The following is a 15,217-nucleotide window of genomic DNA, read 5'->3' as shown; positions in this document are numbered from 1 at the left end:
TGTTGGGCTATCGCCAAGCGGTAAGGCACTGGCTTTTGATGCCAGCATTCCCTGGTTCGAATCCAGGTAGCCCAGCCACTATTTAAAACTCTTTGTTTTTAAGTTAAATAATAAACCAAGAGCACAACGTTACATCGGATAACCAATGTCGATATAACTATAAAGATTTGCTGCGGTCGTGGCGGAATTGGTAGACGCACCAGATTTAGGTTCTGGCGCCGAGAGGTGTGAGAGTTCAAGTCTCTCCGACCGCACCATTATTTCTCTTTAATTAGAGATAAAATAGTGAATACATAAAATTCATTATTGGCTACTTAGCTCAGTTGGTTAGAGCACATCACTCATAATGATGGGGTCGCAGGTTCGAATCCCGCAGTAGCCACCATTCTTTCTTTATGAAAGAAGAACAACAACGTTATATTGAATTACCAATGTCGATATAACTATACTCTTCGCTAGAGTAAAAGCTTTGCTGCGGTCGTGGCGGAATTGGTAGACGCACCAGATTTAGGTTCTGGCGCCGAGAGGTGTGAGAGTTCAAGTCTCTCCGACCGCACCATCATTGAATGGAACCCAGCTTTTTAGCTGGGTTTTGTTTTATCTGGAATATGTAAATCTGCTAGCCAAGTCACCTAGTATTCTCTTCTATAACCTCACTTTTACTGCGATTTTATTAGACAATGTCTGCTCCATTTCCTAACTGAGTATGACTACCTATGAAAACCCTCCCTTTAACGATCGGTTGCTACACAGATACGCCAAGTAATAGCCAAGGTGTATATCAAACTCAGTTAGATATAGAAACGGGAACGCTGCTACCTTTAGAGCTTATGGCAGCCTGCACTAACCCCTCGTTTGTCACCACGACAAAGCTGGGGGTCTACACAGCTTCTGAAGTTGACCAGAAAATACAACCACAGCTAATTCATATACCTAATGCTGATTCAAAAATAACGTCAAATACTGGGCTAGTTTCAGGAGATCATCCTTGTCATATCGCGATAGATCTCCACAATAAGTTTGCTATTACATCGCAATATTCATCAGGGACATTCGATATCTTTAGTTTAAGTATCAATGGCAATATCGATAAACGACTCAAAACACTTAAAATGGTTGGTTCTGGACCTAATACAGAAAGACAAACTGGCCCACATGCTCATCAGAGCCTTTTTATGAAGAATTCTCCTCAGTTTGTCACCGTCGATCTCGGAGCCGATCGAATCAACTTCTATTGCTTCGACGAAGAACAAGAAGAATTCCTTGATGAGCCAATGCAGTCTATTAAAGTGCCAGCAGGGAATGGACCTCGTCACCTAATCTTTAACCAAGCTGAAGACAAAGCCTATGTAATCTGTGAGCTCTCTGAAACGATATTGATTTTGGAAAAGTCTTTAGGTATTTGGAATATAGTGGATGAGATTGATGCATTGCCTAATATGGAGAAGGGAGAAGCCGCAGCTGCGATTAAGCTATCCCCTGATGAGCAATTCCTTTATGTGTCATGTCGACATCAATCAAGAATCAGTTGTTTTAGAATAGGCTCAGCCACTCAAAAGCTCATTTTTATGGATAGTTACGACGTTGAAGGTAAGTTCCCTCGCGACTTTCATATCACTAATGACGGCCAATGGCTTATCGCCGCAAACCAGCATTCCAACAACCTCACGTCATTCAAACGAAATATTGAGGATGGCTCCCTCATTTATACTGGATGCTCTTTAGCCATTGATGCGCCTGTTTGTGTGACGCAACAACATTAAGCATTATCTAGTTATAAAAGAAGGAGAGCCTCAGCTCTCCTTCTTTTATAACTAGATAATTTGGACTAACCAATCACAACCCTAAAGCGTATTTAAGCACCTGTGATTTAATCGGCCCTGAGCTTTCTGCTAGCTTTAGTGCTGCATTACGCACAAACTTAAGTGGGCCAATGTCATTGCTAAACGTTTTGTAGAAAAAGTCCATGCCACTTTGCATCATTAGATTGTCACCTCTTCTGATTACTTCATAGCGTATCGCTACAGATTGATTCAATTCACCTTTCTCTTTGGTGATATCCAATAGTGCCGCCACATCTTTAAAACCCAAATTAACCCCCTGCCCTGCTAGAGGGTTAATCGTATGCGCAGAATCCCCGACCAAAATGCAGTTATTCTTCGAGTATGATTGAGCATGACGTCGTGTCAGAGGAAAAGAACCCGAATTCAAGACCTTGATATCACCTAACTCTTTAGGAAAGTGAGTAAGTACTTCGTTACGTAGTTTTTCAGGGGTCATTGCTGACAGTTGCTTAATACGCAGCGGAGAATCATACCAAACTAACGAGCCCTGCCCGACTTCTTGATCGTCAGAGGTTAGAGAACACAAAGGCAAAAATGAACGAGGGCCACTTGGTAGAAATTGCTGCCAAGTAATATCTTGTTGAGGCTGCTCGGTTTCGACATTGATAAGCATGCAGTGCTGTCGGTAATCCCAAGCTGTAATACCAATTCCAGCTTGTTGACGAACGGCGGAGTTCGCGCCATCAGCACCAACCACCCACTTCGCGGATAACTCAGTTCCTGATTGAAGCTTAACGATATTGGTTTCACCAAATTCAATCTCATCCAGCTTTTCTGGGCATAACAGTTCGAGATTGTCGTAGGCATCAAATTGAGACCATAATCCTAGTTGAATGAGTCTGTTCTCAACGATATAGCCTAGACGGGGCAGATCCAGTGATGCAGCGTCAAATCGAGTACGACACTCTGGATGCTCCCACGTTTCTAAACGCTTGTAAGAACACACACGCATCGCTGCGATATTTTGCCACGCACCAAGATCTTCAAGTAAATCGACCGATGCTTGAGAAATTGCTGACACACGAATATCCATCGCTTGTGACTCATCAAAAGCTTGTGGGGCAAAACCTTCGATTACCGCAACACTCAGACCTTGCTTTGCAAAACCGATCGCTGTTGCTGCACCAACCATGCCGCCACCGACTACTACAATATCGTAACTGTTCATATTTTGTACTTATCAGTTTGATTCTTTGACTGTTTTTGATTGTACTTTTTCATAACTAACTTGTAACCAAAAACCTTATTCGAAAAAAGGGTTATCCCTTATGGCATATGGTGTTAACGATAATAAAAACCACTACATAAGAGATTTGTTCAGACTACTAGTCAGTCGGTTTTGAAACCAGTACAATACGCCGCTTGCCGCTAGAGCCTGTCATAAAATTGAATACCGAATTATGATAAACGGGGCTGGCGGATGAATAATGGGCGATTTGCTCCCTTAAATTAAACTAACGATCGAGCGAACATATAATGAGTAAGAAACTGCTAATTAAAACTTGGGGCTGTCAGATGAACGAATACGATTCATCAAAAATGGCCGACCTGCTTAACGCTGCAAATGGCTATGAGCTAACTGAAGTACCTGAGGAAGCAGACGTACTACTATTAAATACTTGTTCTATCCGCGAAAAAGCGCAAGAAAAAGTATTCCACCAGCTTGGTCGTTGGAAAACGCTTAAAGATAAAAAAGAAGGTGTGGTGATCGGTGTGGGTGGCTGTGTAGCAACTCAAGAAGGTGATCACATTCGTCAACGTGCACCGTACGTAGACGTTATCTTTGGCCCACAAACATTACACCGTCTGCCAGAGATGATTAAGTCATCACTGTCTAACGAAAAGCCAGTAATGGATATCTCATTCCCTGAGATCGAAAAGTTCGATAACCTTCCGGAACCTAAAGCAGACGGCGCAACAGCGTACGTTTCTATCATGGAAGGTTGCTCTAAGTACTGTACTTACTGTGTTGTTCCATATACTCGTGGTGAAGAAGTTAGCCGTCCAATGGATGATGTACTCTACGAAGTTGCACAACTGGCAGAGCAAGGCGTACGTGAAGTTAACCTACTTGGCCAAAACGTAAACGCATACCGCGGTCCAACACACGAAGGTGATATCTGTTCATTCGCAGAACTGCTTCGTCTTGTTGCTTCTATCGATGGTATCGATCGTATTCGTTTCACAACAAGCCACCCGCTTGAGTTTGGTGACGACATCATTGAAGTTTACAAAGATACCCCTGAACTAGTGAGCTTCCTTCACCTACCAGTACAAAGTGGTAGTGACCGTATTCTTACGATGATGAAGCGTCCACATACGGCTATCGAGTACAAATCTATTATTCGTAAACTGCGTAAAGCTCGTCCTGACATTCAAATCAGCTCTGACTTTATTGTTGGTTTCCCAGGTGAATCTAAGCAAGATTTCCAAGATACAATGAAGCTAATTAAAGAAGTTGATTTCGATATGAGCTTCAGCTTTGTTTTCTCTCCTCGCCCTGGTACACCAGCAGCAGATTACCCGTGCGATGTTCCAGCACAAGAGAAAAAAGATCGCCTGTGGGAACTGCAACAGACAGTAAACACACAAGCTATGCGTTTCTCTCGTCTAATGCTAGGCACTGAACAACGTATCCTTGTTGAAGGTCCATCAAGAAAGAACCTAATGGAACTTCGCGGCCGTACAGAAAACAGCCGTGTTGTGAACTTCGAAGGTTCTGCAGACCTAATCGGCCAGTTCGTAGATGTGAAGATCACTGAAGTTTACACTAACTCACTACGTGGTGAGCTAGTTCGAACAGAAAAAGACATGGGTCTACGCGTTGTAATGACTCCAGCAGAAATGATGGAAAAAACAAAACGTGAAGACGAGCTAGGTGTAGCAACATTTACGCCATAGCCAATACAACTGTTTGAGCACAAAGCGCAAACACAAAGCTTGAAATTACCTAACTAAGTGACCATCTTAGAAATAGGGAATCACCATCAGAAGCCCGGTCTAAATCGGGCTTCTTGCTCTTTTTTTTTTATTTAAGAGAGAATGGCACAAAATGAGAGGCTAATTTGAGCAATAAAATCGTTACCTTAGAGATAAATCTAGAGCCAGCAGACAACAAGCGTTTGGCAAGTTTATGCGGACCATTTGACGACAACGTCAAGCACCTTGAGCGTCGTCTTGGTGTTGAGATTAATTACCGTAGCAACTTTTTCACCATTGTCGGTAAGCCTCACACAACAGCCGCAGCTTTAGACATCATCAAACACCTCTATGTTGAAACGGCTCCAGTTAAAGGCAACATAATCGATATCGAACCAGAGCAAGTGCATCTGGCGGTCACCGAGTCTGGTATTTTGGAGCAACACGCTGAATCTGAAATTGACTACGGTAAAGAAGTCACCATTAAGACGAAGAAGGGCGTTATCAAACCTCGAACGCCAAACCAAGCACAATACCTAATGAACATGGTCACTCATGACATCACTTTTGGTATTGGGCCTGCTGGTACAGGTAAAACCTACTTAGCCGTTGCTGCAGCAGTTGATGCTCTTGAACGCCAAGAGGTTCGCCGAATCCTACTGACTCGTCCTGCTGTTGAAGCTGGTGAAAAGCTTGGTTTCCTACCGGGTGATTTAAGCCAAAAAGTCGACCCATATTTACGTCCACTTTACGATGCACTTTTTGAGATGCTCGGCTTTGAGCGTGTTGAGAAGCTGATTGAACGCAACGTGATTGAAGTTGCGCCACTAGCTTACATGCGTGGTCGTACATTGAATGATGCGTTTATCATTCTTGATGAAAGCCAAAACACCACGGTTGAGCAGATGAAAATGTTCCTGACCCGTATTGGTTTCAACTCTCGTGCGGTAATCACAGGTGATATCACTCAAATCGATTTACCTCGTGGGGCGAAATCTGGCCTGCGTCATGCGACAGAAGTACTTAGCGAAGTGGATGACATCAGCTTTAACTTCTTTGTGTCTGAGGACGTGGTTCGTCACCCCGTTGTTGCTCGTATCGTTAATGCTTACGAGAAATGGGAAGCAAAAGACCAGAAAGAGCGCAAAGAGTTTGAAAAGCGTAAACGTGAAGAGCGCGAAGCTAAGCTTCTTGAGGCTCAACAAGCCGTGACGACACAATTAGCAACACAAAATAGCTCTGTAATTGCAGAACAAGGTGATAAATAGATGTCTATTGAACTAGACCTGCAAATAGCGGTCGAAAATGAGCAAGGCCTTCCAACCGAACAAAATATTCAGCTTTGGTTGGATAAGACAATTCCTCAGTTTCAAGAGAATGCCGAGCTCACCGTTCGTATTGTTGATACAGAAGAGAGCCACCAGCTCAACCATGACTACCGTGGAAAAGATAAGCCAACTAACGTGCTGTCTTTCCCGTTTGAAGCGCCACCAGGAATGGAATTAGACCTACTGGGTGACCTTATTATCTGCCGCCAAGTTGTCGAAAAAGAAGCAGAAGAGCAAAATAAGCCTCTGCTAGCACACTGGGCTCATATGGTTGTACATGGCAGTCTGCATCTGCTAGGTTATGATCATATCGAAGATGATGAAGCTGAAGAGATGGAGTCACTCGAGACAGAAATCATGCAAACTATGGGGTTTGAAGACCCGTATATTCTAGAAAAGTAAATTGATTCTAGTAAAGTAGGTTGCAGAGAAACAATAACTCATCGAACCTGTAATTTTCGCAGGAATCTGAGTTGTAACGTGTGCTATCACACTTCTGATAGCGTTATTTTTTGAGAAATCATGAACGAAGGTAACCCCCCCACTTCTGAGGGAAGTAAAAAATCTGAAGGTCCGAGTAGAAAGTCCTTCTTTGAACGCCTAGGCCAACTATTTCAAGGCGAGGTAAAAGACCGCCAAGAGCTCGTAGATGTAATCCGCGACTCAGAAATTAATGACCTAATTGACCACGACACACGCGACATGCTCGAAGGTGTTATGGAAATTTCAGAGATGCGAGTACGCGATATCATGCTGCCTCGTTCTCAAATGGTTACAGTTGAACGCACCGATGATTTAGATACATTGATTGCGCTTATTACTGATGCTCAACACTCTCGCTACCCAGTGATCAGTGAAGATAAAGACCATGTTGAAGGCATTCTATTAGCGAAGGACCTACTTAAGTATTTGGGTTCAGAAAGTGCCCCATTTGATATCGAACAAGTGATTCGCCCTGTCGTGGTTGTTCCTGAAAGTAAGCGAGTTGATCGCCTACTTAAGGAATTCCAAGAAGAGCGTTACCACATGTCTATCGTTGTCGATGAGTTTGGCGGAGTTTCTGGCCTGGTAACCATTGAAGATATCCTCGAAGAAATCGTTGGTGAAATTGAAGACGAGTTCGACGATGAAGAAGAGCTAGATATTCGTAAGCTGAGTAAGCATACCTTCTCTGTAAAAGCTTTAACCACTATTGAAGAGTTCAACGATACGTTTAACACTGCCTTTAGTGACGATGAAGTGGATACGGTAGGCGGCATGGTGATGACAGCACTCGGTCACCTGCCGGTTCGTGGCGAAATTGTAGAAATTGAAAACTACCATTTCAAAATAACATCAGCCGATAACCGTCGTGTGATTCAGCTACAGGTAACCATTCCTGACGAGCAGCCTCTTCCAACTATCGAAGAATAACAACTTCTCTCTAAAGAGATGACAGAAATTAGATGACTAAGACATTTATTCATCGCCTATTACGGCCGCTTGCGGCCGTTTTTGTTGGCGCTATAACCACCCTTTCATTCGCTCCATACTCTATATGGCCTCTTGCTATTCTCAGCCCAGCTTTGTTGCTGTTACTGATTCATAACCGCTCTCCTAAAAGCGCGCTTTGGATTGGCTACGCATGGGGTTTAGGTCAATTCACCACAGGTATCAGCTGGGTATACGTCAGCATTGATGGTTTTGGCGGCATGCCACTGGCAGCCAACCTATTTTTGATGGCATTGCTTGTTGGCTACCTAGCCGTTTATTCCGGATTATTTACCTGGAGTTTGAACAAGTTCTTCCCTGCCAATAATCTAAGCCGCTTTTTCCTTGCAGCTCCTGCATTGTGGTTAATCAGTGATTGGCTGCGTGGCTGGGTAATGACGGGCTTCCCTTGGCTATGGTTGGGCTACAGCCAAATCGATTCGCCATTGGGGTCATTTGCACCGATTGGCGGCGTAGAGCTAGTAACTTTAGCGATCATTGTTTCAGCCTCTGCATTCACTTATGCGATTGTTAACCGGGCATGGAGCATCGCTCTCATTCCCGCTGTCGTATTTAGCGCAGGCTTTGGTATTCGCAACATCGACTGGGTCACGCCGAACCCTGAAAAAACCACGTCAGTCGTCTTAATACAAGGCAACGTCGATCAAGACAGCAAATGGCTGCCGAGTCATCGCTGGCCAACCATGATGAAATACACCGACCTAAGCAGAGAAAACTGGGGAGCGGATATCATCATCTGGCCTGAAGCGGCTATTCCAGCATTCGAAGTTGAGATCCCATCTTTCCTACGTAACTTAGATAGCGCAGCAAAGATGAACAACAGCTCGATCATTACCGGTGTCCTGAATCAGTCTGAAGATAAGAAATACTACAACAGTGTTCTTTCTCTCGGCGTGAATCCATACGGTGAGTACAGCTACGATCCAGACGAACGCTACCATAAACACCACCTATTGCCGTTTGGTGAGTTTGTTCCGTTTGAAGATATCTTGCGCCCATTGGCACCTTTCTTTAACTTGCCAATGTCATCGTTTAGCCGTGGTGACTTTGTTCAATCCAACATCGTGGCAAATGGTCGCCATCTAGCGCCTGCGTTGTGTTATGAGATCATCTTTAATGATCAAGTAAGACAAAACGTAACAGATGAAACTGACTTTATCCTCACGCTCTCTAACGATGCGTGGTTTGGTCGTTCGATTGGGCCATTGCAACATATGGAAATCGCACAGATGCGTGCTCTGGAGCTTGGTAAGCCGGTTATTCGCTCGACCAACAATGGTGTGACGGCAGTTACCGATTACAAAGGCAACATCATCAAACAAGTGCCTCAGTTTGAAACGGCAGTGTTAAAAGCTGAACTCATTTCAACGGATGGTCAAACGCCTTATCACACAGTAGGTACTTGGCCACTGTATATCTGGGCGATGCTCAGCTTGGTGATTGGTTGGGTAATTAGAAAGCCAAAAAGCTAGATTCGACGAAAAGTTATTTGAGGGTTGACTGATTAGGTCAACCCTTTTTCATTGCTGTGGTTTTACGTTGATACGCTATGGTTCAGAAGCTTACGGTTTAAGAGCTTTACGACTAAACCCTTTAGAACCACATTTAATGCATGGAATGATATTGGTTGGGTGGTTATATTCGGTTTGGTGACCACACTCGTCACATACTAAGGTTCCCAAGCCAATGACTTCACCCGCTTGATACAAGCCTTGGTGTTCTAAGTCTTGGAACAGTTCAACCCATTCCACCTTAGTACGATCAGTAATATCCAACAGCCCTTGCCAAATAGAGTCCGCAATCATCAAATAGAATGGACCGCTTTTACTCTCTTCATAGCTTTCGGAAAACTCTTTTAAGTCCGACTTCACGTAGGCAGAGATCAATGAAAGCTCATCTTTAGTCATATCATTAGCTGCTTTCGCAAACTTGCCCGACGTTTCGATTTTGTTGTTGAGCTCTTCAGGGCTATGCTTCAGCGTTTCAATCACCTCTTCGACGACTTCTTCATAGAGCGCTTTTTTCTTCGGCATAACAACCTCCTTAAGATAACCAACCTTTTAGTGAGCAAACAGATGCGCTGCAATGCACTCCCGCTTACAAACAAATGCAATTCATACTCTTAAGTATAGTTGCCCTGCGAAATTCAGTGAAAATTACACAATCTACTAGGCAGCAACTGCAAGTATGAAGGGTATAACTATTGTTGTACTCAGCTCCTTTAGGTATTCTATGACGATCTGTAAGATTCTGTTCTAACCGAACTCACAAATTCCAAGATAACCGGATACCATCGATGCAAGAACAATATAACCCGCAAGAGATTGAACAAAAGGTTCAACAACACTGGGATAACAGCGAGACTTTCGTTGTAAGTGAAGACCCAAACAAAGAAAAATTCTACTGTCTTTCTATGTTCCCTTACCCAAGTGGCCGACTGCACATGGGTCACGTGCGTAACTACACCATCGGTGATGTGGTATCTCGTTTCCAACGTCTACAAGGCAAAAACGTAATGCAGCCAATTGGTTGGGATGCATTCGGCCTACCAGCAGAAAACGCAGCTGTTAAAAACAACACAGCGCCTGCACCATGGACTTACGAAAACATTGAGTACATGAAGAACCAACTGAAGCTTCTAGGCTTTGGTTACGACTGGAACCGTGAATTCGCAACTTGTACTCCAGAGTACTACCGTTGGGAACAAGAATTCTTCACTAAGCTTTACGAAAAAGGCCTGGTTTACAAGAAGACTTCTTCAGTGAACTGGTGTCCAAACGACCAAACAGTACTGGCAAACGAGCAAGTAGAAGACGGTTGCTGCTGGCGTTGTGACACTCCAGTAGAGCAAAAGAAAATTCCACAGTGGTTCATTAAAATCACTGAGTACGCTCAAGAGCTACTAGACGATCTAGACAACCTTGAAGGTTGGCCTGAAATGGTTAAGACCATGCAGCGCAACTGGATCGGCCGCTCTGAAGGTGTTGAGCTATCTTTCGCTGTTAACGGCGAAGAAGCACCATTAGAAGTGTACACAACACGTCCAGATACACTAATGGGTGTTTCTTACGTTGGTATCGCTGCAGGTCACCCTCTTGCAGAGAAAGCATCGAAGAACAACCCAGAGCTTGCTGCATTCGTTGAAGAGTGTCGTAACACTAAAGTTGCTGAAGCTGAACTGGCAACGATGGAAAAGAAAGGTATGGATACTGGCCTAACGGCTATCCACCCTCTTAACGGTCGTGTTGTTCCTGTATACGTAGCAAACTTCGTACTTATGGATTACGGCACGGGTGCGGTAATGGCGGTTCCTGCTCACGATCAACGTGACTACGAGTTCGCAACTAAGTATGGCATCGATATCATCCCAGTAATCAAACCTGAAGATGGTTCTGAACTAGACGTTTCTGAAGCGGCTTACACTGAAAAAGGTGTACTGTTCGACTCTGGTGAATTCGATGGTCTTGCATTCCAAGAAGCATTCGATGCAATTGCTGCGAAGCTTGAAGCTGAAGGCAAAGGTAAGAAGACAGTAAACTTCCGTCTACGTGACTGGGGTGTATCTCGTCAACGTTACTGGGGCGCTCCAATCCCAATGGTAACCACTGAAGATGGTGAAGTTCACCCAGTACCAGCAGACCAACTGCCAGTCATTCTTCCTGAAGATGTAGTAATGGATGGCGTAACGAGCCCAATCAAGGCAGACAAGTCTTGGGCTGAAACAACATTCAACGGCGAACCAGCTCTACGTGAGACTGACACGTTCGATACGTTTATGGAGTCTTCTTGGTACTACGCACGTTACTGTTCTCCACAAGCAGACGACATTCTAGATCCAGAGAAAGCAAACTACTGGCTACCAGTTGACCAATACGTTGGTGGTATCGAGCACGCTTGTATGCACCTGCTTTACTCTCGTTTCTTCCATAAGCTTCTACGTGATGCTGGTTACGTAACGTCTGACGAACCGTTCAAGCAACTACTGTGTCAAGGCATGGTTCTGGCTGACGCGTTCTATCACGAAAACGAAAAAGGCACCAAAGAGTGGATTGCACCGACTGACGTAACGGTTGAACGTGACGGTAAAGGTCGCATCGAAAAAGCAGTCGACGATCAAGGCCGTGAAGTTGAACACTCAGGCATGATCAAAATGTCTAAGTCTAAGAACAACGGTATCGACCCACAAGAGATGGTAGACAAGTACGGCGCTGATACAGTACGTCTATTCATGATGTTTGCATCACCTGCAGACATGACGCTTGAGTGGCAAGAGTCTGGTGTTGAAGGCGCAAACCGCTTCCTTAAACGCGTTTGGAAATTGGTTCACGCTCACTCTTCTAAGGGTGCAGCTGAATCTGTTGATGCTTCTGCGCTATCTGGCGACCAAAAAGCACTTCGTCGTGATATCCACAAGACTATCGCGAAAGTAACGGACGATATCGGCCGTCGCCAAACGTTCAACACGGCAATCGCTGCAATCATGGAACTGATGAACAAGCTAGCGAAAGCTCCTCAAGAATCTGTACAAGATCGTGCAATCCTTGATGAAGCGCTAAAAGCGGTAGTACGCATGCTTTACCCAATGACTCCGCACATCTCTTACGAAATGTGGATTGCACTTGGTGAATCAAACGTAGACTCAGCAACATGGCCAACTTTCGATGAGAAAGCGCTAGTTGAAGACGAGAAAACTATCGTTGTCATGATCAACGGTAAGCTACGTGCGAAGCTAACGGTTGCAGCTGACGCAACAGAAGAACAAGTTCGTGAACTTGGTCTAAACGATGAGAACGCTAAGAAGTTCCTAGATGGCTTAACTATCCGTAAAGTTATCTTTGTTCCAGGTAAGCTTCTAAACATCGTTGCTAACTAACATTAGCTGCAGACTAAAACTGGCTAACTAGTTTTAGTCTGCATATATAACTGTTGTAACGAACTTATTTCGTTTTTAGCAGTCTCTAGACAGGGTAATTAAATTGCCCTGCCTACTTATTTAAACGCTTTACTTTCAGTGACTAACCTCACGCCAACAACCTAAAGTCTTTAAATAAGTATTCTACCTTCATGAGAGCCATCAAATAATGCGCCAGATTTCACTATCTTCATTGAAAGTTACTATTGTTGTTCTAACCGTTAGCCTATTGAGTGCCTGTGGTTTTCACCTACGTGGTGATTACTCAGTGCCAGAAGAACTAAACAAGATCTCTGTGACCAGTTACGACCAATACAGCACGTTTACACGTATGATGAAAGGTCAACTGCGCATGAACGATGTAGAAATTGTGCCGCCTGCGGAGAACACTCCTAACCTTCATATCATTAGCGAAAGCGTAGGTGAGCGAACTCTGTCTCTTTACCAAAATACTCGTGCGGCAGAAAAAGAACTGACGCTCAACGCATCATACCGCGTAACTATTCCTGAATTAGGCTCAAAGACATTCTCAACCAGCGTAACTCGTAGTTATCTAGATAACCCGCTAACAGCACTCGCAAAATCGGTTGAGCGAGACATGATTGAAGATGAAATGCGTAAGCTTGCGTCAAGCCAAATCCTTCGTCAAATGGCTCGATTGAAAGCAAATATTGCAGCAGGCAGCATGGATCTTGATGCTTTGGAAAACGTGCAAGTAAAAGAACTTGAGAAACAGTACAACATCAAAAACATCGAAATTGAAGACGTTGAGATCGACGCCAGTACAGCACCTGATGTTGAGCCTAGTGTAACTGTCGAGCAATAGGTTTAATTAATGCGTATTTTTGCTGACCGCTTATCAGAGCAACTTGCCAAACAGTTGAGTAATGTTTACCTAATTTTTGGTAACGAACCTCTACTACTGCAAGAGAGCCGAGAAACGATTCAAAAGGCTGCAAAACAACAAGGCTTTGAAGAGCGTCACCGCTTTGCGATTGATAGCAGCCTCGACTGGAATCAAGTCTACGACTGTACTCAAGCACTGAGCCTATTCTCTACCCGTCAGGTCATCGAGCTTGAGCTACCAGAGTCAGGCGTCAATGCCGCAATAGCAAAAGAGCTACTCGCAATCTCCGAGCATATCCACAGTGATATTTTGTTGATTTTGGTAGGCACTAAGCTCACTAAAGCTCAAGAAAGCGCTAAGTGGTTTAAGGCACTTTCGAATCAGGGTCACTGGGTCAGTTGCCTAACGCCAGATGTCAGCCGATTACCTCAGTTTGTACAAGCACGCTGCCGTCAAATCGGTTTAACGCCAGATCCTGAAGCGATTCAAATGCTGGCGCAATGGCATGAGGGTAATCTGTTTGCGCTGACCCAAAGCCTAGAAAAACTGGCTCTCCAATACCCAGATGGAAAGCTCACATTAGTACGCTTAGAAGAATCGCTGAGTCGACACAACTATTTTACTCCATTCCATTGGAGTGATGCGCTATTAGCAGGCAAAGGTAACCGAGCACAACGAATCCTGCGTCAGCTAGAAGCTGAAGGCGTCGAACCCGTCATTTTATTACGTAGTATACAACGTGAGCTTGCTCTGCTATTACAAATGCAGCAACAAATGAAACAGATGCCGATTGGTCTGGTCTTCGACAAACACCGTATCTGGCAATCTAAAAAACCTCTTTATAACGCCGCGCTAACAAGAGTTTCGATTTCTCAATTACACTCTTTGTTCGCGTTGCTCACTCAAGCTGAATTGATGACAAAAACTCAATATGAGCAGTCGCCTTGGCCACTAATTCATCAGTTAAGCGTAGAGTTTTGTATCCCTTCAGCTTCAATACCATTTCACGCATAAAAGCGTGGTATATTCTAGGGTCAACAGCCCCTAAAAAGCTAAATTCAGATTAAAGGAACACCCCGTGTTACGTGAAGAACTAAAAGATTTTCTTGCAGACAAAGCCGACGACATGAAAGCAGAATCGATTGTGACCATCGATGTTGAAGGCAAATCAAGTGTTACTGATTACATGATTGTTTGTACTGGTACCTCTAAGCGCCATGTTGCTTCTATTGCACAGCATGTTGCTGATGAAGTACGTAAAGCAGGTATGCAACCACTAGGCATGGACGGTCAGCAAGAAGGTGAATGGGTTGTTCTAGATATGGGCACAAGCATGCTTCACGTTATGCAGGAAGAACACCGTGAACTGTACCAACTAGAAAAACTTTGGGGCTAAGCTTTGAAGATCCAGTTAATCGCAGTTGGTACAAAAATGCCAAAATGGGTTGAAGAGGGCTTTAAAGAATATAAACGCCGCTTCCCTCATGATATGCCATTAGAGCTCATTGAAATCACTGCGGGAAAGCGCGGTAAAAATGCGGATATTGCCCGCATTCTTCAAAAAGAAGGCGAAGCAATGTTGGCCGCGGTTCCAAAAGGCAACCGCATTGTCACGCTTGATATCCCAGGTAAAAAGTGGGACACCCCACAACTGGCAGAGCAATTGGAAAGTTGGAAGTTGGATGGACGCGACGTTTCTATCCTTATCGGCGGGCCTGAAGGATTAGCACCTGCATGTAAAGCGGCTGCAGACCAAAGTTGGTCTCTGTCTGCGCTTACTCTCCCTCACCCATTAGTACGCGTTATCATGGCTGAAAGCTTGTATCGAGCTTGGAGCATCACTGCTAACCACCCTTATCATCGAGAATAAGCGTTA

General features: G+C 44.3%; 13 protein-coding genes and 4 tRNA genes. 15 read left to right on the top strand and 2 right to left on the bottom strand.

Going from position 1 to position 15,217, the window contains the following annotated elements:
* The first annotated feature begins 3 nt into the window (after positions 1–3).
* The 5 genes from OQJ75_RS11775 (at position 4) to OQJ75_RS11755 (ending at position 1,763) form a co-directional block, all read left to right on the top strand.
* Positions 4–78 (top strand) — tRNA-Gln (locus OQJ75_RS11775).
* Positions 79–172: 94 nt separating this feature from the next.
* Positions 173–257 (top strand) — tRNA-Leu (locus tag OQJ75_RS11770).
* Positions 258–308: 51 nt separating this feature from the next.
* Positions 309–385, top strand: a tRNA-Met gene (locus tag OQJ75_RS11765).
* An 89-nt stretch (positions 386–474) separates the two neighbouring features.
* Positions 475–559 (top strand) — tRNA-Leu (locus OQJ75_RS11760).
* Positions 560–716: 157 nt separating this feature from the next.
* Positions 717–1,763: a lactonase family protein gene (locus OQJ75_RS11755; protein ID WP_265970916.1), complete on the top strand. Its 1,047-nt coding sequence runs from the start codon at positions 717–719 to the stop codon at positions 1,761–1,763.
* Between the two features lie 73 nt (positions 1,764–1,836).
* Here OQJ75_RS11755 and OQJ75_RS11750 read toward each other — a convergent pair whose 3' ends face one another.
* On the bottom strand, positions 1,837–3,012 hold the full coding sequence (locus OQJ75_RS11750) for a 2-octaprenyl-3-methyl-6-methoxy-1,4-benzoquinol hydroxylase (RefSeq protein WP_265970915.1): 1,176 nt from the start codon (positions 3,010–3,012) through the stop codon (positions 1,837–1,839).
* 308 nt (positions 3,013–3,320) lie between these two features.
* On the opposite strand from OQJ75_RS11750, the gene miaB reads away from it, so the two are divergent.
* The 5 genes from miaB (at position 3,321) to lnt (ending at position 9,054) form a co-directional block, all read left to right on the top strand.
* On the top strand, positions 3,321–4,745 hold the full coding sequence (gene miaB, locus OQJ75_RS11745; RefSeq protein ID WP_248388090.1) for a tRNA (N6-isopentenyl adenosine(37)-C2)-methylthiotransferase MiaB: 1,425 nt from the start codon (positions 3,321–3,323) through the stop codon (positions 4,743–4,745).
* Positions 4,746–4,909: 164 nt separating this feature from the next.
* Positions 4,910–6,031 carry a PhoH family protein gene (locus tag OQJ75_RS11740; protein WP_265970914.1) on the top strand — a complete coding sequence of 374 codons (1,122 nt, stop codon included), beginning with the start codon at positions 4,910–4,912 and terminating at the stop codon, positions 6,029–6,031.
* On the top strand, positions 6,032–6,493 hold the full coding sequence (ybeY, locus tag OQJ75_RS11735) for an rRNA maturation RNase YbeY (RefSeq protein ID WP_102312276.1): 462 nt from the start codon (positions 6,032–6,034) through the stop codon (positions 6,491–6,493). It abuts the gene before it with no gap.
* A 120-nt stretch (positions 6,494–6,613) separates the two neighbouring features.
* A complete protein-coding gene (corC, locus tag OQJ75_RS11730; protein ID WP_012603382.1) occupies positions 6,614–7,504 on the top strand; it encodes a CNNM family magnesium/cobalt transport protein CorC in 891 nt (296 codons plus the stop codon).
* Positions 7,505–7,536: 32 nt separating this feature from the next.
* Complete coding sequence (gene lnt, locus OQJ75_RS11725; protein WP_265970913.1) at positions 7,537–9,054, top strand: apolipoprotein N-acyltransferase; 1,518 nt, start codon at positions 7,537–7,539, stop codon at positions 9,052–9,054.
* A 90-nt stretch (positions 9,055–9,144) separates the two neighbouring features.
* On the opposite strand, the gene OQJ75_RS11720 is transcribed toward lnt, so the two are convergent.
* The gene (locus OQJ75_RS11720; protein WP_017062329.1) at positions 9,145–9,615 is read right to left on the bottom strand and encodes a zinc ribbon-containing protein; all 471 of its coding nucleotides are present in this window, start codon (positions 9,613–9,615) and stop codon (positions 9,145–9,147) included.
* A 263-nt stretch (positions 9,616–9,878) separates the two neighbouring features.
* On the opposite strand from OQJ75_RS11720, the gene leuS reads away from it, so the two are divergent.
* The 5 genes from leuS to rlmH all read left to right on the top strand — a co-directional run bounded on the left by leuS (position 9,879) and on the right by rlmH (position 15,211).
* Positions 9,879–12,455, top strand: coding sequence for a leucine--tRNA ligase (gene leuS, locus OQJ75_RS11715; RefSeq protein ID WP_017068503.1), 2,577 nt, complete (start codon positions 9,879–9,881; stop codon positions 12,453–12,455).
* 208 nt (positions 12,456–12,663) lie between these two features.
* Positions 12,664–13,320 carry an LPS assembly lipoprotein LptE gene (gene lptE / locus OQJ75_RS11710; RefSeq protein ID WP_265970912.1) on the top strand — a complete coding sequence of 219 codons (657 nt, stop codon included), beginning with the start codon at positions 12,664–12,666 and terminating at the stop codon, positions 13,318–13,320.
* 9 nt (positions 13,321–13,329) lie between these two features.
* Entirely contained in the window at positions 13,330–14,355 is a 1,026-nt protein-coding gene (gene holA / locus OQJ75_RS11705; protein ID WP_265970911.1) for a DNA polymerase III subunit delta, read from the top strand.
* Positions 14,356–14,419: 64 nt separating this feature from the next.
* Positions 14,420–14,737, top strand: a complete 318-nt coding sequence (gene rsfS / locus OQJ75_RS11700) for a ribosome silencing factor (protein ID WP_004735247.1) — start codon at positions 14,420–14,422, stop codon at positions 14,735–14,737.
* A 3-nt stretch (positions 14,738–14,740) separates the two neighbouring features.
* Positions 14,741–15,211 carry a 23S rRNA (pseudouridine(1915)-N(3))-methyltransferase RlmH gene (gene rlmH, locus OQJ75_RS11695; protein WP_004735246.1) on the top strand — a complete coding sequence of 157 codons (471 nt, stop codon included), beginning with the start codon at positions 14,741–14,743 and terminating at the stop codon, positions 15,209–15,211.
* The last annotated feature ends 6 nt before the right edge of the window (positions 15,212–15,217 follow it).

This window comes from Vibrio sp. 14G-20 (assembly GCF_026241515.1).
Lineage (GTDB): Bacteria > Pseudomonadota > Gammaproteobacteria > Enterobacterales > Vibrionaceae > Vibrio.
This window is presented reverse-complemented; position numbering and strand designations above follow the sequence as displayed.

Bases quoted from the DNA above. Each gene is read 5' to 3' on its own strand.
- OQJ75_RS11755 (WP_265970916.1), top strand. From the start codon at position 717: ATGAAAACCCTCCCTTTAACGATCGGTTGCTACACAGATACGCCAAGT.
- OQJ75_RS11750 (WP_265970915.1), bottom strand. From the start codon at position 3,012: ATGAACAGTTACGATATTGTAGTAGTCGGTGGCGGCATGGTTGGTGCA.
- miaB (WP_248388090.1), top strand. From the start codon at position 3,321: ATGAGTAAGAAACTGCTAATTAAAACTTGGGGCTGTCAGATGAACGAA.
- ybeY (WP_102312276.1), top strand. From the start codon at position 6,032: ATGTCTATTGAACTAGACCTGCAAATAGCGGTCGAAAATGAGCAAGGC.
- corC (WP_012603382.1), top strand. From the start codon at position 6,614: ATGAACGAAGGTAACCCCCCCACTTCTGAGGGAAGTAAAAAATCTGAA.
- lnt (WP_265970913.1), top strand. From the start codon at position 7,537: ATGACTAAGACATTTATTCATCGCCTATTACGGCCGCTTGCGGCCGTT.
- OQJ75_RS11720 (WP_017062329.1), bottom strand. From the start codon at position 9,615: ATGCCGAAGAAAAAAGCGCTCTATGAAGAAGTCGTCGAAGAGGTGATT.
- leuS (WP_017068503.1), top strand. From the start codon at position 9,879: ATGCAAGAACAATATAACCCGCAAGAGATTGAACAAAAGGTTCAACAA.
- lptE (WP_265970912.1), top strand. From the start codon at position 12,664: ATGCGCCAGATTTCACTATCTTCATTGAAAGTTACTATTGTTGTTCTA.
- holA (WP_265970911.1), top strand. From the start codon at position 13,330: ATGCGTATTTTTGCTGACCGCTTATCAGAGCAACTTGCCAAACAGTTG.